This window comes from Streptomyces sp. NBC_01465 (assembly GCF_036227325.1).
Lineage (GTDB): Bacteria > Actinomycetota > Actinomycetes > Streptomycetales > Streptomycetaceae > Streptomyces.
In genome coordinates this window covers 721418-737995 of sequence record NZ_CP109467.1, presented here as the reverse complement: position 1 = coordinate 737995, position 16578 = coordinate 721418, and the positions used below count along the sequence as shown (strand labels likewise).

General features: G+C 72.1%; 17 protein-coding genes. 10 read left to right on the top strand and 7 right to left on the bottom strand.

Translation table 11 applies throughout. The features are described 5' to 3' along the window. Positions 1-29: 29 nt before the first annotated feature. Positions 30-938, top strand: coding sequence for a LysR family transcriptional regulator (locus OG707_RS03215; RefSeq protein WP_329114101.1), 909 nt, complete (start codon positions 30-32; stop codon positions 936-938). On the opposite strand, the gene OG707_RS03210 is transcribed toward OG707_RS03215, so the two are convergent. Next, on the bottom strand, positions 935-1399 hold the full coding sequence (locus tag OG707_RS03210; protein ID WP_329114099.1) for a pyridoxamine 5'-phosphate oxidase family protein: 465 nt from the start codon (positions 1397-1399) through the stop codon (positions 935-937). The genes OG707_RS03215 and OG707_RS03210 overlap by 4 nt on opposite strands. A gap of 112 nt (positions 1400-1511) precedes the next feature. Here OG707_RS03210 and OG707_RS03205 point away from each other — a divergent pair, with 112 nt between their 5' ends. Then, entirely contained in the window at positions 1512-2162 is a 651-nt protein-coding gene (locus tag OG707_RS03205) for a cysteine hydrolase (RefSeq protein WP_329114097.1), read from the top strand. Here the strand turns inward: OG707_RS03205 and OG707_RS03200 are convergent. Both OG707_RS03200 and OG707_RS03195 read right to left on the bottom strand, forming a co-directional pair. Beyond that, positions 2149-2592, bottom strand: coding sequence for a Rieske (2Fe-2S) protein (locus OG707_RS03200; protein ID WP_329114096.1), 444 nt, complete (start codon positions 2590-2592; stop codon positions 2149-2151). The genes OG707_RS03205 and OG707_RS03200 overlap by 14 nt on opposite strands. Before the next feature lie 32 nt (positions 2593-2624). After that, positions 2625-4586, bottom strand: a complete 1962-nt coding sequence (locus OG707_RS03195) for a prolyl oligopeptidase family serine peptidase (RefSeq protein WP_329114094.1) — start codon at positions 4584-4586, stop codon at positions 2625-2627. A gap of 92 nt (positions 4587-4678) precedes the next feature. On the opposite strand from OG707_RS03195, the gene OG707_RS03190 reads away from it, so the two are divergent. The 6 genes from OG707_RS03190 (at position 4679) to OG707_RS03165 (ending at position 8926) form a co-directional block, all read left to right on the top strand. Beyond that, complete coding sequence (locus OG707_RS03190) at positions 4679-5527, top strand: HipA family kinase (RefSeq protein WP_329114092.1); 849 nt, start codon at positions 4679-4681, stop codon at positions 5525-5527. Further along, positions 5524-5907: a DUF3037 domain-containing protein gene (locus tag OG707_RS03185; protein WP_329114090.1), complete on the top strand. Its 384-nt coding sequence runs from the start codon at positions 5524-5526 to the stop codon at positions 5905-5907. Before OG707_RS03190 ends, OG707_RS03185 begins: the two co-directional genes overlap by 4 nt. 147 nt (positions 5908-6054) lie before the next feature. Further along, the gene (fabG, locus tag OG707_RS03180; RefSeq protein ID WP_329114088.1) at positions 6055-6816 is read left to right on the top strand and encodes a 3-oxoacyl-ACP reductase FabG; all 762 of its coding nucleotides are present in this window, start codon (positions 6055-6057) and stop codon (positions 6814-6816) included. A gap of 17 nt (positions 6817-6833) precedes the next feature. After that, positions 6834-7592, top strand: a complete 759-nt coding sequence (locus OG707_RS03175; protein ID WP_329114086.1) for an SDR family oxidoreductase — start codon at positions 6834-6836, stop codon at positions 7590-7592. Positions 7593-7703: 111 nt separating this feature from the next. Beyond that, positions 7704-8387 (top strand): uracil-DNA glycosylase, encoded by a 684-nt coding sequence (gene ung, locus OG707_RS03170; RefSeq protein ID WP_329114084.1) that lies wholly within the window; start codon positions 7704-7706, stop codon positions 8385-8387. A 101-nt stretch (positions 8388-8488) separates the two neighbouring features. Further along, positions 8489-8926: a hypothetical protein gene (locus OG707_RS03165; RefSeq protein WP_329127591.1), complete on the top strand. Its 438-nt coding sequence runs from the start codon at positions 8489-8491 to the stop codon at positions 8924-8926. Between the two features lie 15 nt (positions 8927-8941). Here OG707_RS03165 and OG707_RS03160 read toward each other — a convergent pair whose 3' ends face one another. Next, complete coding sequence (locus OG707_RS03160; RefSeq protein ID WP_329114082.1) at positions 8942-9388, bottom strand: hypothetical protein; 447 nt, start codon at positions 9386-9388, stop codon at positions 8942-8944. 175 nt (positions 9389-9563) lie between these two features. On the opposite strand from OG707_RS03160, the gene OG707_RS03155 reads away from it, so the two are divergent. Further along, on the top strand, positions 9564-10469 hold the full coding sequence (locus OG707_RS03155; RefSeq protein ID WP_329114080.1) for a Gfo/Idh/MocA family protein: 906 nt from the start codon (positions 9564-9566) through the stop codon (positions 10467-10469). Here the strand turns inward: OG707_RS03155 and lnt are convergent. Next, a complete protein-coding gene (gene lnt, locus OG707_RS03150; RefSeq protein ID WP_329114078.1) occupies positions 10393-11943 on the bottom strand; it encodes an apolipoprotein N-acyltransferase in 1551 nt (516 codons plus the stop codon). The two genes, OG707_RS03155 and lnt, sit on opposite strands and share 77 nt — an antisense overlap. 82 nt (positions 11944-12025) lie before the next feature. Continuing rightward, positions 12026-12514 (bottom strand): nuclear transport factor 2 family protein, encoded by a 489-nt coding sequence (locus tag OG707_RS03145; RefSeq protein WP_329114076.1) that lies wholly within the window; start codon positions 12512-12514, stop codon positions 12026-12028. Between the two features lie 52 nt (positions 12515-12566). Between OG707_RS03145 and OG707_RS03140 the strand changes: the two genes are divergently transcribed. Next, a complete protein-coding gene (locus tag OG707_RS03140; RefSeq protein ID WP_329114074.1) occupies positions 12567-13340 on the top strand; it encodes a crotonase/enoyl-CoA hydratase family protein in 774 nt (257 codons plus the stop codon). 8 nt (positions 13341-13348) lie between these two features. On the opposite strand, the gene OG707_RS03135 is transcribed toward OG707_RS03140, so the two are convergent. Beyond that, positions 13349-16459 carry an ATP-binding protein gene (locus OG707_RS03135; RefSeq protein ID WP_329114072.1) on the bottom strand — a complete coding sequence of 1037 codons (3111 nt, stop codon included), beginning with the start codon at positions 16457-16459 and terminating at the stop codon, positions 13349-13351. Positions 16460-16578: the final 119 nt, after the last annotated feature.

Genomic DNA, 16578 nt, shown 5'->3' with positions numbered 1-16578 from the left:
AGTTCAGTGGTTAGCTTAGTATCGCTTACATGTTGAATCTGGAGCGCCTGCGCACCCTCGATGCGGTGGCCCGTCACGGCTCGGTGAGCGGGGCGGCCGAAGGGCTGCATGTGACCACCTCCGCCGTCTCGCAGCAGCTGACCAAGCTGGAGCGCGAGGCCGGGCAGCCGCTCCTGGCGAAGAACGGACGCGGCGTACGGCTCACCGACGCGGGGCGGCTGCTCGCCGACCACGCCGCACGGATCCTGTCCCAGGTGGAGATCGCCCAGGCGGACCTGGAGGCGCAGCGCGGCCGGGTGGTGGGCGACCTGCGGCTCGCCGCCTTCCCGACCGGCGCGCGCGGTCTCTTCCCGGCGGCCCTTGCCGCGCTCCGCGCCGAGCACCCTCAACTCCGCGTCTCCTCACAGGAGATGGAGGGGGACGATTCCGTACGCGCGGTGGTGCGCGGCGACCTCGACGTCGCGGTCGTCATCGACTGGTACAACAAGCCGACGCCGATGCCCGAAGGCATGGCCAAGCGCGCGCTCCTCGACGACCTCGCGGACGTCGCGATGCCCGCAGGACACCCCCTGGCGGGCCGCGCCGAGGTGGACCTCGAGGACTTCGCCGACGACGAGTGGATCACCTGGCCCGAGGGCGAGTTCTGCTGGGAGTGGCTGATGTTCACCCTCGGCGGCAAGGGCATCGAGCCCAAGGTCGCTCATGTCGCGGGCGAGCACGCGACCCAGATGGCGCTGATCGCCGCCGGCCTCGGGGTCGCGATCGCGCCCCGGCTCGGGCGCGGGCCGCTGCCGGACGGGGTGGTCGCCGTGCCCGTACGGTCCGCGATGTGCCGCCATGTGTACGCCATCTGGCGCGCGGACGCCGACCGCAGGCCCTCGATCCGGGCCGTGGTGGACGCCCTGCACACGGCCGGGACCCAAGTGCAGTCCGCCTAGCCGATCTTGCGGAAGTCCCAGGAGACGATCGCCTCCGGCGTGAGGCGCAGCCAGGCGTGGCGGCCGTCGTGCACCATGGCGTCCAGGCCGAAGTTCTTGGCCGCGAACAGCCGCTCGGGGACGTCGAGTTCGGGGCAGGGTTCGCCCGTACGCGGGGCCTCGCCGACGAAGACCGCGCTGCCCGAGAGCTCCACCCCGCGCAGCTCCCCGTACTCCTCCCCGTCGTCGACGACCACCGCGAGGCGGGGATCGGACGTCAGCTGCGCCCAGCGCCGGCTGCGGGTGATCGAGTACAACCAGAGGGATTCCCCGTCCCAGACGTACCAGAGCGCGCCGACGTGCGGGCGGCCGTCGGCGGAGACGGTCGCCACCCGGCAGGTGCGCTGCTCGGCGAGGAACGTGTCCCGCTCCTCGTCCGTCATCATGATCCGGCGGCCTCGCCGCTGTGCGGTGGTGGTCATGGGTGCCCCTCCTGCGATCTGACTGACTGTCAGAAATCATGGGGTCTCTTCCGTCATCGCGCAATGGGGGCTAATCTCGCGCGCCCGGCCCGACCAGACACGGGGGACACCCATGCCGACGCCCGAACAGCTCGCGGAGCAGCTCACCCCTGCCAGCACGGTCCTGCTCACCGTCGAATGCCAGCAGGGTGTCGTCGGTCTCGACAGCGCCCTGCCCGAACTCGCCAAGGAGGCACGGTCGTCGGGGGCCCTGCAGAACGTCGCGCGGCTGGTCGACGGCGCGCACGAAGCGGGGGTGCAGGTGCTGCACGCGGTCGCGGAACGGCGGCCCGACGGGCGCGGCGCCAACCACAACGCACGGCTGTTCCGCGCCGCCGAGCGGCTGCCCGTACAGCAGCACTCGGGGTCGAGGGCGGTTCGGATAGCGGAGCCGATCGTGGTCGCCGAGGAGGACCTGGTCGTACGTCGGCTTCACGGGCTCTCGCCCATCGCGGGCACCGACGTCGATCCCCTGCTGCGGAATCTGGGCTGCCGCACGCTGGTCGTGGTGGGAGTCTCCTCCAACGTGGCGATACCCAACGCGGTCTTCGACGCGGTCAACCTCGGCTACACCGCGCTCGTGGTGTCGGACGCCATCGCGGGGGTGCCCGCCGACTACACCCCCGCGATGATCCGCAACACGCTCGCGCTGGTGGCCACGGTCGCGACCACCGAGGACGTACTGACGAGCTGGAAGCGGCCCCGGCGCGTCAGCCGAGCGTGATCGAGTCGCCCTCCACCTTGATCGTCGCCGCGGCCAGCGGCGCTGTGGCGGGGCCGTGCTTGACGCTGCCGTCCGTCGCGCTGAACTGGCTGCCGTGACAGGGGCAGGTGATGGTGCCGTCGCTGATCTTCGAGACGGCACAGCCCTGGTGGGTGCACTTCGAGGAGAAGGCCTTGAACTGGCCCGCCACCGGCTGGGTGACCACCACGCCCTGGTCCGCGAAGACCTTGCCGCCGCCCTCGGGGATGTCGGCGGTCTTCGCGAGGGCGTCGCCGTTCTTGCCGGCGGGCGCCGGTTTCACGGCGTCGCTGCCCCCGGTCTTGTCCGAACTGCCGCACGCGGTGAGGGCGACGGCGAGGCCGGCCGCTCCCACCGCGGAGACGACGGTCCTGCGGTCGAAGGTGTACAGGGGCTCCTGGGATGAAGTCATGCAGACCTGTACGGACGGCGGCCGTGAGGTGTTCAGAGATTCAAGGACTTTCTGAGAAAGGCGAGTTCCAGGAGGAGGAGGTTGTCGGCCACACCCTCCTGTGCGACCAGGTGCCCCGTACCGGACAGCGGCAGTACGGTGTGCGGCCGGCCGGCCGCGAGCAGGGCGGCGGACAGCCGCAGGGTGTTGACCAGGTGGACGTTGTCGTCGGCGAGTCCGTGGACCAGCATCAGCGGGCGGGACAGTTTGTGCGCATGGGGGAGCAGTGAGGAGCGCTCGTACGCCTCGGGGTTCTCGTCCGGGTGGCCGAGGAAACGCTCCTCCCAGTACGTGTCGTACAGCCGGCGGTCGGTGGGCGCGGCCCCCGCGACCGCCGCATGGAAGACATCGGGGCGGTGGAGCACCGCCCCTGCTGCCAGATAGCCGCTGAACGACCAGCCCCGGACGGCGACTTGGTTCAGGTCCAGGGCGTCGTAGCGTTCGGCCGCCGCGTGGAGGGCGTCGATCTGGTCCTCCAGTACGGGGCCGAGCCGGTCGCCCACGATCGCCCGCTGCCAGGCGACGCCCCGGCCCGGGGTGCCGCGGCCGTCCGTGGCGAGCACGGCGAAGCCCTGTTCGGCGAACCACTGGCAGACCGCCGTGTACCAGCCGCGTGCCTGCGTCACGACCTGCATGCCCGGACCGGCGTACGGACTGAGGAGGACGGGCAGCGCGGGTGAGCCCTCCTCGTACCAGGACGGAAGATGCAGGCGGCTGCGCAACTGTCGCTCCCCGAGGACGAGATGGACCGGGCGGGGCGTGACAAGCGGCTCCTCGGTCAGCACCGCGATCTCGCCGGCCGGCTTGGCGTGGCGCAGCACGGTCACGCTCTGGCCGTCCGGGGTGCGGCTGTCCAGGACGAGCGTGTCGCCTCCGGCGGCGGCCGTGTGCACCCCGGGCTCGTCGGTGAGGCGAGTGAAGCCGTCGGCGGGTTCGTACGACCAGACGTGGGTCTGCGTCGGCTCGTCGCTCGCCGTGAACAGGACCCGCTCGCCCTCGGTGGCGAGCACTTCGCGCACCTGCAGTCCGTCCGGGCTGGGCACGTCGCCGATCAGGATCGCCCGGGTGTCGCCGCGCACGGCGGACATCACCGGCGTACCGGCTGCGGTGAAGGCCGGGGTGCCCGGCGGGAACTGCACCCAGGTCTCGTCCGTCACCTGCGCGAGCAACTCGGCGCTCCCGGTGGACGGTTCGAGGGCGAGGACCCGCACGGTGCGCTGGTCGCGGGACTGGAGGGTCACGACGGGGCCCGCGGGTCCCCAGCCGGCATTCAGGAGGTACTCGAAGGCGAGGTCGACCGGGGTGTGCCCGCCCTCCACCGTCAGCAGGTGCAGTGACGTCTCGGCGTTGGGGGTGCCCGCCGCCGGGTAGCGGACCGCGCGCGGCGCCCGGTCGGGGTGGGCGGGGTCGGCGATGTACCTGCGGTGGACCTTCGTGGGGTCGACGCGGGCGACCAGCAGCGCGTCGCTCTCCGGCGACCACCAGAAGCCGCGGGTTCTGCCGATGGAGGTGGTCGCGGTGAAGTCGGCGAGTCCGTAGGTCACCTCGTCGCCCTCGGGCTCCGCGAGCGGGCGGTCGTGCGTCCCGTCGGTGCGTACGACCCGGAGCGCGCCCCCGGTGACGTACGCGATCAGCGTCCCGTCGGGCGAGGGCCGGGGGTCGCTGACGGGTCCGGCGGCTGCGATGCGGCGCGGGGCCGAGCCGTCCGTCGTCACGGTCCAGAGCGCGCCGGCGGTGGCGTACGCGACCAGATGGGCCCGGCGGTCGGTCGCGTACGACGACGCCGACTGCGCCAGCATCCGCTCGGCCCCGGCCCCGACCTCGTACAGCCACAGCTGACCGGAGCGGAGGAACAGCACGCGCTCACCGTCGGGGGAGACGGTGAAGTCGCGCGGGGCGCCGAGCGTGAAGCGGCGGGTGCGGGCGAACTGACGGGGGAAAGCTTCGGTGTCCATGGGCTCCATCGGTTTCCTCGGTTTCTCTCGGGGGTGGGACGGGCGGAAAAACAAGTGATCGTCGGCCTGCGCCCCCGACGTAACCTGGCGTCATGCTCACCGAAGTCACAGCGACCCGCTACGTCACGCCTTTGCGTGAGGGCGGCTCGCTTCCGGGGATCGTCGAGGCCGACGATCTCGGTACGTACGTCATGAAATTCACCGGCGCCGGACAGGGCCGCAAGACCCTGGTCGCCGAGGTCATCTGCGGGCAGCTCGCCCGCAGGCTGGGGCTGCGCATCCCCGAACTGGTGCAGATGGAGCTCGACCCGGTCATCGGTCTGGGCGAGCCCGACCAGGAGGTGCAGGAGCTCCTCAAGGCGAGCGGCGGGCTGAACCTCGGCATGGACTTCCTGCCGGGGTCGATCGGCTTCGACCCCCTCGCCTACCAGGTGGGGGCCGAGGAGGCCGGGCGGATCGTCTGGTTCGACGCCGTCATCAACAACGTGGACCGCTCATGGCGGAACCCCAACATGCTGGTCTGGCACGGCGATCTGTGGCTCATCGACCACGGCGCCACCATGATCTGGCACCACAACTGGCCGTCCGCGAAGAACTACGGCACCAAGCCGTACGACGCCGCCGACCACGCTCTCGCGCCGTTCGCACCGGATGTCGCCGCCGCCGCGGCCGAACTCGCGCCCCTCGTCACCGAGGAGCTGCTGACCGCGTGCGCCGCCGACGTACCCGACGTCTGGCTGGAGGGGGAGCAGGGCTTCGACACGACCGATGCGCTCCGGCGTGCGTATGTGGAGGTGCTCCTCGAGCGCGCCGCGGGCATGCACGAACGCATCAACTTCGGCCCGCCGACCGCCGCCAGGCCCTCGAACGCGCCGGGCTGGCTGACGGATCATCTCACGCCGTGGCCGCACCCGGCAAAGAAGAAGGACGGCGGCCAGTGAGCCATCGGGACGTTTTCGAGTACGCACTCGTGCGGGTGATGCCGCGGGTCGAGCGCGGTGAGGTGTTCAACGCGGGCGTGGTGGTCTACTGCCGCGCGAAGTCCTACGTCGCCGCCCGTACGCATCTGGACGAGGCGAAACTGGCGGCGCTGGACCCGGGGGCGGATGTCGCCGGCGTACGGGCGGCGCTCCACGCCGTCGAGGGGATCTGCCGGGGCGGGGACGCGGCCGGGCAGGCGTCCGGTGACGATCCGGGGCGCCGGTTCCGGTGGCTGATCGCGCCGCGCTCCACCGTCGTACAGCCGGGTCCCGTGCACACCGGGCTGACCCTGGACCCGGAGGCGGAGCTGGAGCGGCTGCTCCGGCTGTTGGTGCACTGAGGCGGGCACGGGGCGAGTGTGATCTTCGCTGCTGATTCCTGAGGCCGTTGACACCGGGTGCCAAGGCTTCTAGCGTCTCGACTACTGAGCGACTAAGCGGTTGCTCAGTGATCGAGAGCCGTGATCCGAGGGCGAGGAGACCACAGGATGTCCACCACCGAGCAGCGCGTTGCCATCGTGACCGGGGCGGCGCGGGGCATTGGCGCCGCGACCGCCGTACGACTGGCGGCCGAGGGCCGTGCCGTAGCCGTACTCGACCTCGACGAGGCGGCCTGCAAGGACACGGTCGAGCAGATCACCGCGGCCGGCGGCAGGGCCCTCGCCGTCGGCTGCGACGTCTCCGACAGCGCCCAGGTGGAGGCCGCCGTGGCGCGCGTCGCCGCCGAGCTCGGCGCCCCGACGATTCTCGTCAACAACGCCGGTGTGCTCCGCGACAACCTCCTCTTCAAGATGAGCGAGTCCGACTGGGACATCGTGATGAACGTGCACCTCAAGGGCGCGTTCCTGATGGCCAAGGCCGTCCAGAAGCACATGGTGGACGCCAAGTTCGGCCGGATCGTCTCGCTCTCCTCGTCCTCCGCGCTGGGCAACCGCGGCCAGGCCAACTACTCGGCCGTCAAGGCGGGTCTGCAGGGCTTCACCAAGACCCTCGCCAAGGAGCTCGGCAAGTTCGGCATCACCGCCAACGCCGTCGCCCCCGGCTTCATCGTCACCGAGATGACCGCGCAGACCGCGGCCCGCGTCGGCATGGGCTTCGAGGAGTTCCAGGCCGCGGCCGCCACCCAGATCCCGGTCCAGCGCGTCGGCTTCCCGGCGGACATCGCCAACGCCATCGCCTTCTTCACGGGCGAGGACGCGGGCTTCGTCTCGGGCCAGGTCATGTATGTCGCCGGCGGACCGCTCAACTGAACCGGGAGAGGGCCGACATGACTGACGTACAGGACAGTGGAAAAGTCGCGCTGATCACGGGCGCGAGCCGTGGGATCGGCTACGGGATCGCCGAGGCGCTCGTCGCGCGCGGCGACCGCGTCTGCATCACCGGACGCAACGAGGACGCCCTCAAGGAGGCCGTCGACAAGCTCGGCGCCGACCGGGTGATCGGTGTCGCGGGCAAGGCCCACGACGTCGAGCACCAGGCGGTCGCGGTGGAGCGCACCATGGAGGCGTTCGGGCGCGTCGACTTCCTGGTCAACAACGCCGGTACGAACCCGGTGTTCGGGCCGATGGCCGAGCTCGACCTGAACGTCGCGCGCAAGGTGTTCGAGACGAACGTCATCTCGGCGCTCGGTTTCGCGCAGCAGACGTGGAAGGCGTGGCAGAAGGAGAACGGCGGGGCGATCGTCAACATCGCCTCGGTCGCCGGGCTCTCGCCGTCGCCGTTCATCGGTGCGTACGGCATGAGCAAGGCGGCGATGGTCAACCTGACCGTCCAGCTGGCGCACGAGTTCGCGCCGGTGGTGCGGGTCAACGCCATCGCGCCGGCCGTGGTGAAGACCAAGTTCGCCCAGGCGCTGTACGAGGGCCGCGAGGCGGAGGCCGCCGCTGCCTACCCGCTGGGGCGGCTCGGTGTGCCGGCGGACATCGGGGGCGCGGCCGCGTTCCTGACGTCCGAGCAGTCGGACTGGGTCACCGGGCAGACGCTGGTCGTCGACGGCGGCATCTTCCTGAACGCCGGTGTGCACTGACCGGTCGTTTTCCGTGCACGGCCCCGGGCGATCCGATCGCCCGGGGCCGTTGTCAGTGGTCGCGGGTAAGTTCTGTCTTCGAGAACGGAACGAATACCGGAGGTTGTTGACGTGACCGACACCGCACTGCTGCCCGAGTCCTGGCGCGGCGTCCTCGGGGACGAGCTGCAGAAGCCGTACTTCAAGGAGCTGACCGAGTTCGTCGAGGACGAGCGGGCCAAGGGGCCGGTCTACCCGCCGCGCGAGGAGGTCTTCGCCGCGCTGGACGCCACGCCGTACGACCGGGTGAAGGTGCTCGTCCTCGGCCAGGACCCGTACCACGGCGAGGGGCAGGGGCACGGGCTCTGCTTCTCGGTGCGGCCCGGGGTGAAGACCCCGCCCTCCCTGCGGAACATCTACAAGGAGATGAAGGAGGAGCTCGGACACCCCGTGCCGGACAACGGCTACCTGATGCCGTGGGCCGAGCAGGGTGTGCTGCTCCTCAACGCCGTACTGACGGTGAGGGCGTCCGAGGCCAACTCCCACAAGGGCAAGGGCTGGGAGAAGTTCACCGACGCGGTGATCCGCGCGGTCGACGCGCGCCCCGACCCGGTGGTCTTCGTCCTCTGGGGGAACTACGCCCAGAAGAAGCTGCCGCTGATCGACGAGGAGCGGCACATCGTGGTGAAGGGGGCGCACCCCTCCCCGCTCTCCGCGAAGAAGTTCTTCGGTTCGCAGCCCTTCACGCAGATCAACGAAGGGGTCGCGGCGCAGGGCCACGAGGCGATCGACTGGCGGATTCCCGACCTGGGCTGAGCCGGATTGTCAGTGGCGGCGGCTAGCGTCTGCAGCACGGTACGGACGAGAAGGAGTCGGCAGTGACGGAGCAGCGGCAGGAGGCGTCGGGGGACGCTGTCATGACCAGGATCGGGCAGGTGATGATGCTGCTCCACGGCGGTGACCGGGAAGAGGCGCGCAATCGCTTCGGCGCCCTGTGGGCGGAGATCGGCGAGCACGGCGACGCGCTGCACCGCTGCACCCTCGCCCACTACATGGCGGACACCCAGGACGACCCCGAGGACGAACTGCTCTGGGATCTGCGGGCGTTGTCCGCGGCCGACGGTCTGGACGACCGGCGGGTCGACCAGCACCACGCCGGACTCGCGGTCCGGGGCTTCTACCCGTCCCTGCATCTCAACCTGGCCGCCGACTATCTGAAGCTGGAGCGTCGCGACGCCGCGCGGAGCCATCTGGCCCGCGCACGGTCCGCGTCGGACGCGCTCGCCGACGACGGGTACGGGGACGGGGTCCGCGCGGCGATCGACCGACTGGAGTGGCGGCTGGGGGAGAGCTGACCGGTCGGGGGCCGGTCAATTGCCGTACGTCTGACGGCAGATGCGCGCCTCGGGGCTGTCGGGCTGCCAGCCGCCGTAGCCCTGGCCGAGCGCGCAGATGTCGGACGAGGCGGCGGGGGCGGCCGGGTCGACGCGCGGCGCGGGAGTCTTGTGGCGCTGCACGACGGGCCGGGACCGGGGTGCGGCGGACCGCTCGGGGCGCCGGGCCTCTGGTGCTGCGGGGGTCGAGGGGTTCGTACGGGCCGTCCGGGCGGGGTCCGCGGTCTCGGCAGGCCCGGCCGCCTCCAGTGCCTCGATCGCAGGAGCCTGCACGATCTGCGGTTCCACGTACGGAGCGGGCCGGGACGGCGCCGACTGCGCGGACGGTGTGGGTACGGGCGAGGCCGAGACGGCCATGCAGCCGGAGGCGGCCGAGACGGCCAGTCCGGCCAGGAGCGTTGCGGTGATCTTCTTCTGGTGCACCCACGCAACTCTGCTGCCTGCGCGGTCGGTTGGGGAGCCCGGTGGAAAAGGTTGGCCCGCACGGGTGAAGAGGGCCCAGCGCCTTCACCTCCGCCGCTGACCGGCAGCGGGCCCGGCCCACGTATGCTGCCCAGGCACGACACCAGGACGAAACACCGCATTGAGGGAGGCCCCCGTGAAGGTCGGCTGCATTGGGCTCGGCGACATCGCGCAGAAGGCCTACCTGCCCGTACTGACCACGCTGCCCGGGGTCGAGCTGCATCTGCAGACCCGCACTCCGGCCACCCTCGCCAAGGTCGCCGACACCCACCAGATCCCGGCGTCCCAGTGCCACACCGACCTCGACTCGCTGCTGGCGCAGGGGCTCGACGCCGCGTTCGTGCACGCGCCGACCGCCGTGCACCCCGAGATCGTCACGCGGCTGATCGAGGCGGGCGTGCCCACGTACGTCGACAAGCCGCTCGCGTACGACCTGGCCGCCTCCCAGCAGCTGGTCACTCTCGCCGACGAGCGCTCCACCAGCCTGGCCGTCGGCTTCAACCGCCGCCTCGCACCCGGCTACGCGCAGTGCATCGAGCACCCGCGCGAGCTGATCCTGATGCAGAAGAACCGCGTCGGCCTTCCCGAGGACCCGCGCACCCTCGTGCTCGACGACTTCATCCACGTCGTGGACACGCTGCGCTTCCTGCTCCCGGGGCCGTTCGAGCACATCGACGTACGGGCCCGGATCCTCGAGGGCCTGATGCACCACGTGGTGCTCCAGCTCTCCGGCGACGGCTTCACCGCGATCGGCACCATGAACCGGATGAGCGGCTCCACCGAGGAGATCCTCGAGGTCTCCGGTCAGGACACCAAGCGTCAGGTCGTCAACCTCGCGGAGATCGTGGACCACAAGGGCCAGCCGACCGTCCGCCGGCGCGGCGACTGGGTGCCGGTGGCGCGCCAGCGCGGGATCGAGCAGAGCGTGCTGTCGTTCCTCGAAGCCGTACGGGCGGGGAAGGTGCTCAGTGCCCAGGACGCGCTGCTGACTCACGAGCTGTGCGAGCAAGTGGTGCTGCGGGCTCTGGAGCAGGCCGCCTGAAGGTCCGCACGGCGGTGAGCGCGCAGAACAGTGCGATCACCGCCACCGCCCCGTGCACCGCCCAGTCGCCGAAGCGGACGTAGAGCGTCGTGCCGTGGGCGAGGGGAATGCCGTAGACCGCCGCGGTGTCGCGCTCCGTGCCGAGCCAAGGACCCGCCTTGCGGCCGTCGGGCCCGTACACCGCACTCACCCCGGTCAGCGTCGCGTGCACCATGGGCCGGCCCGTCTCGGCCGCCCGCAGCGCGGACAGCGAGGCGTGCTGCTCGGGTGCCCAGCTGTGCTGGAACGACGAGGTCGCCGACTGCGCGATCAGCAGCTGCGCGCCGTCCTTCGTCAGCTGCCGGGTCATGTCGGGGAACGCCGACTCGAAGCAGACCAGCGGACCGAGACGCAGCCCGCCGGGAAGCGTCATGACCACCTGGCGCGTGCCGCGCTGCCGGTCCTCGCCTGCGGCCTTGCCGACCGAGGTCGCCCAGCCGAGCAGGGAACGGGCCGGGATGTACTCGCCGAAGGGGACCAGCCGCATCTTGTCGTAGCGGTCGCCCGTCGGTCCGGCCGGGCCGACCAGCACCGAGCTCTTGAAGATGCCGGGCTTGTCGGAGCGCCGGGCGTCCACGTTGACCAGGATGTCCGCGCCGACCAGCCGGGAGAGCGAGGCGATACGGGCGGCCAGATCGGGCCGGGCCGCCAGGTCCTCGCCGACGCTGCTCTCGCCCCACACCACCAGGTCCACGTCCTGCCCGGCGAGCGTGCGCGTGAGCGCCTCCTCGCGCGCGAACCTTGCCTGGGGCGTGGCGACTTCGCCCGGCTGGACCACCGCGATCCGCGTCCGGCCGCTCTCCTGGGGCCTCGGCGCCCAGACCGCGACAGCCGTGGTGACCAGCGCGCACCCCACGATTCCGGCAGCTGCCGCCGTACGGGCCGACTCCGCGACCAGCAGCGCGAGCACCCCCGTGTTCACCGCCACCACCAGCAGACTCACCAGCCACACCCCGCCGACCGACGCCAGCCGCAGCGCCGGGCCGACCTCCCACTGGCTGGAGCCGAGCATCCCCCACGGCCCGCCCAAGCCCTGCCAGGACCTGACGAGTTCCGCCATCAGCCAGCCGGAGGGGACGACGAGGAGTGCCGCGGCGACCCGGCCCGGGGCGGGAGCGCCACCCAGCATGTGCCGCACCAGCCAGCCCCAGGGCGCCCACAACAGACCGAGCAGGGCCGCGAGCACCACGATGAAGACGGTGAGGCTCGGCATCAGCCAGTGGTGTACGGCGATCATGAAGCCGGTGCCGCCGAGCCAGCCGTCCAGCGCCGCCCTCCGCGCGGTGGGCGCCGAGCGGATCAGCAGCATCCACGGGACGAGGGCGACGTAGGCGAACCACCACAGCGACGGCGCGGGGAACGCGAGTGCGGGCAGCGCCCCGGCCAGCAGCGCGACCGCGCCGCGCCACCAGGTCGAGACCAGGAACCTCTGCATGCCGCGCCTCCCGCTCTGTGTGCTCCCCCTCAGTGTGGGGGAGCGGAGCGATCATGGACAGCGGGTTGTTCCCCCGGGCGCGTCAGCCGGCCGTGGCGAGCGCCCCTGTCGTACGCCGCCACTTCTCGTGGACGACGACCTTGTGGATCCGCCAGCCGCGGTCGGTCCGCAGCAGGCTGAACGCATAGCGTCCGCCGGATTCGAAGTTCGGCTCCGTCGACCGGTCGTCCTCGTCGTCGGGCGACCTGAGCCGCATCGGATTGACATAGTCGGCCTGCAGTTCGGCACGGTCGCCGGGGTAGCCGCCGAGATCCTGGATGTGCAGCCGGCGGTTGACGATCAGGTGCTGGCGTACGGGGAAGAGCTGCATCATCTCCGCGAGCCAGTCGGCGACCTCCCCCGCGGGCCCTTCGATTCCGCCGGACGTACGGTAGTCGGCACGGCCGGCCGGGGTGAACAGGCCGCGGTAGTCCGCCCATTGGCCGTCGTCGACCGCCACCGCGTATCCGGTGATCAGTTCGTCGATGTCGAGGCGGTCCATCACGGTCGCGAGTTCCACGCGCTGCGTCATCGGCTCAGTGTCGGGCAGGAGGGCCGTCAGGCCAAGAGGAAGGATCAGGGGATTGTCCGTACGAATCGAACGCAGGGGTCCTGTCACCACGGTCGTGCTCGCCCGGCCACAGGTGCGCAACGCGGTCGACGGGCCCACGGCCCGGCAACTCGCGGACGCGTTCCGGGAGTTCGAGGCCGACCCCGAGGCCGCGGTGGCGGTGCTCTGGGGCGAGGGCGGCACGTTCTGCGCGGGCGCGGACCTCAAGGCGATGAGCACCGGGCGCCGCAACGATGTCACCGTCGACGGGGACGGGCCGATGGGGCCCACCCGGATGCGGCTGACGAAGCCGGTCGTCGCGGCCGTCGCGGGCCATGCCGTGGCGGGCGGTCTGGAGCTTGCGCTCTGGTGCGATCTGCGGGTGGTCGAGGAGTCCGCGGTGTTCGGGGTGTTCTGCCGCCGCTGGGGCGTACCGCTGATCGACGGAGGGACCGTACGGCTGCCGCGGCTGATCGGGGCGAGCCGCGCCATGGACCTCGTCCTCACCGGGCGGTCGGTGGACGCGGCGGAGGCGTACGCCATCGGACTGGCCAACCGGGTGGTTCCCGACGGTGGCGCACGGGCGGCCGCCGAGGAGCTCGCCGCCACGATCGCCGCGTTCCCGCAGACCTGTCTGCGCGGCGACCGGCTGTCGCTGCTCGAACAGGACGGCCTCGACGAGGCGGAGGCGATGGCGGGCGAACTCCGCCACGGGCTGCGGTCGCTGGAACAGGCGGGCGAGGGCGCGGCCCGGTTCGCGGCAGGCGCGGGGCGGCACGGGGACTTCGGAGGTGCGCCGGACCACTGACCGGTCTGTCAGCGCGCAGCGGCGGCGCGGGCCTCGTCCAGCTCCTCGTTGAGGCGCCGCAGCCCCTCCCTGAGCTGCGCATCGCCGCTCGCGCCGACGGCCAGCGCGCACTCCTCGAGGGCGGACTGCGCCTCCTCCAGACGCCCGGTGCGCAGCCGTACCTCGGCGAGGATGATCAGCGCGTACGGCAGACACCAGGTCCGGCCGAGCGAACGGGCGAGCCTTACCGCGGTCTCCACGAGCGCCGTGGCCCGCCGGTGCTCGCCCAGGAGCAGTTCGGCGCCCGCCAGATTGCTCTGGTCGAAGGCCAGTACGGACGGGTCGCCGGTGCGGCGGGCGATGGTGACCGCGCGGCGCGCACAGTCCCTCGCCGCCTCCGGCCGCCCGTCCTTGCGGGCCAGCTCGCCCACCACCGACAGGGCGCTGGAGTGCAGCGCGGCATCCCCGGTCTGTTCGGCGATGCTGAGCGCCCGTTCGGCCGCCTCACGGCTCTCCCTGAGCTGTCCGGTCACCACGAGACAGGCGGCACGCGTCGAGAACATCGAGGCGAGCAGCGGAAGCCGGACCACCTCCGGCAGCTCCGCCGCCTCCTTCTGTACGGTCCCGAGCGCAGCCAGCGACTCGGTCACGAGCCCGGCATGGAAGCTGAGGGAGGCGATGGCCAGGTGCAGTGAGGCTCGTCCCTCTCCGGTGCCGGCGGAAGATTCCCGCAGTGCAGGCGCCGCGGAGAGGACAGCGAGTCCTTCCGCCGCCCGGCCCGCCCGGCCCAGCGTCTCGCCCAGCGACACCGTCGCCCGCAGTGCGCCCGCCTCCTCCCCGGCGGCGGTCAGCTCGTGCAGCGCCTGTCCCAGGACGGACTCGGCCTCGGTGTAACGGGCGCTGTGGCGCAGGACGATGCCCCACTCCAGGCGGGCGCTTGCCGCGGACGGGTCACCGGCGGCGTCCAGGCGGGCGACGAGGTCCTCGTAGTAGTCGCAGGCGCTGTCGTTCGCGTACAGGGCTGCGGCGCGCCGTGCCGCACGGTGGAGGTATTCGGTCGCGCGTACGTCGTCGGCGCGCGAGAGGTGGAAGGCGAGCGTGTCGACCGCCTCCGGACGGACCCTCAGCACCGCGTCGGCGAACGCCCGGTGGAGCTGGCGGCGCGCCGCGGTGCTCAGCTGCTCGGCGCAGGCGAGGCGGACCAGCGGGTGCTTGAAGGCGTACCCCGCGGTGGGCCGGCCGCCCACCGCGACCTCGCGTTCCTCGACGATGTCGGCCTGCAGCGCCGCATCCAGCGCCGCCACCACGGCGGGTCCGGTCAGGGGCGGGTGGAGGCCGGTGGCGGCGACCGGTTCGAACTCGGTCAGCGACACCGCGCCGCGGCCCGCGACGGAGAGCGCGGCCAGGGCCCGTCTGACGTTCTCGGGAAGCCGGTTCAGCCGGCCCGACACCATCCTGCGGATGCTGTCGGGCACGGCGATCGCGTCCGGCGCGCCGCTGCCGCGCGGTCCGGCCGTGCGCTCCAGGTCCTCGTACGCGCCCGTCGTCAGCTCCAGCACGAACAGCGGGTTGCCCAGGGAGAGTTCGAAGATGCGGGAGGCGACCCCGCGCGCCGCGGTCCGGCCGCCCCCCACGGCCCGTGCGGCCAGATTGGCGCAGTCGGCGCGGCTGAGCCGCAGCAGGTCGATCTCCACCGCCATCCGCCGGCCGACGAAGGTGTCCCGCATCTCCCCCCAGGCCGAACCCGGGGGCAGCGCCTCGTCCCTGCAGGTGGCGATGAACCGCCAGCGGCGCGGATGCGCGGTGCGCACCAGGTGGTGCAGCAGGGCCAGGGAGCCGGGGTCGGCGGTGTGCAGGTCGTCCAGGACGATCAGTACGGGGCGTACGGCCGCCATGTCCGTCAGCAGTCCCGACACGGCGCGGAACAGCCGGGCGCGCTCCTCCTCCGGACTCCCCGTGGCGGCGGGCGCCGCTCCCAGCGCGGGAAGCAGCGCGGCGAGACCGGGATGCTCGGTGCCGATGACGGCCCGCTCGGCGGCCGTGCACCCGGCCAGGTGGGCGTCGAGGGCGTCGGCGAAGACGCCGTACGGAGTGTGCCCCTCCGCCTCGTGGCTCGTGCCCCACAGCACGGACGCCCCGCGGTCGGCGGCGTCCCGGGCGGCCTCCGCAGCCAGCCTGGTCTTGCCGATGCCGGGCTCTCCGCGGACCAGCACGAGAGGGGCGGGGCCGGTGGCCGTGGTGTGCGCGGTCAGCAGCGCCAGGGGGTGTTCGCGCCCGAAGAGCGGCAGCGCGGCGGGGCGGCGGATCACCGCGGGCAGCTGTGCGGGTACGGCGGGGGACACCGCGGCGCGGCGTGGGGCGATGGAGGCGAGTGCGGAGCGGTGGAGCTGTTCGAACTCGGCTCCCGGCCGTACACCCAGCTCCTCCGAGAGCGCCTCGCGGCAGGCGTGGTACTGCTGGATGGCCTGCCGGGGGCGGCCCGTGTCGAACAGCGTCCGGGCGAGCAGCAGTTGGAGCGGCTCGTCGGTGGGGGAGCGGTCGACGGCCGAGCGCAGCGTCCGGACCGCTTCGTCCGTCTGCCCGGCGGCGAGCAGTCCGGCGGCGAGTGCGGGGGTGAGACGTCCGTGCAGTTCGTGCAGGGTACGACGGTGTGTCTCGGCCCAGTCGGCGTAGCGGTCCTCGGGCAGCAACTCCTCCTCCAGCGCCGCCCGTGCCGACTGCAGGGCCGGAATGTCGCCCGAGGCCAGTGCCGCCAGGGCGGCTTCCTGCGCCTCGTCCGTGTCGATGCGGACGCGACCGGGTGCCAGGCGCAGCATCTCGGCGTCCGCGAGGAGGTACGACGAGGGGGCGCGCGGGGCGAGTTCGGGCTCCAGGGCGTGCCGTGCGGCGTGCAGCGTCACCCGCAGATTGCGCAGAGCCGCGTCCATGGCCGTGTCGGGCCACAGGACGTCCATGACCCGCTCCCGGTGGAGCATCAGCCCCGGCGCCACGGCGAGCAGCTTCACCAGCGTCTTGGCACTGCTGCGCCGCCAGGTGGCGGGGACGGGGACCCCGTCCCCGCGCTGGACGCGGAAGCCGCCGAGCAGCTGTATCCGCACGGGGGCCGGCCCCGGTCTGTGGGGGTTGGCTGATGCGGACATGACCACAGCCTAGCCAGTCGGGAGTTACTGCCCCGTTACGGAGGGGGCGTACGGCCGAAGAAGGCGGTTCCCGGGGGCGCGGCGCGCGGTGAGGCTGGTGGTACATCCCGACGATTCTC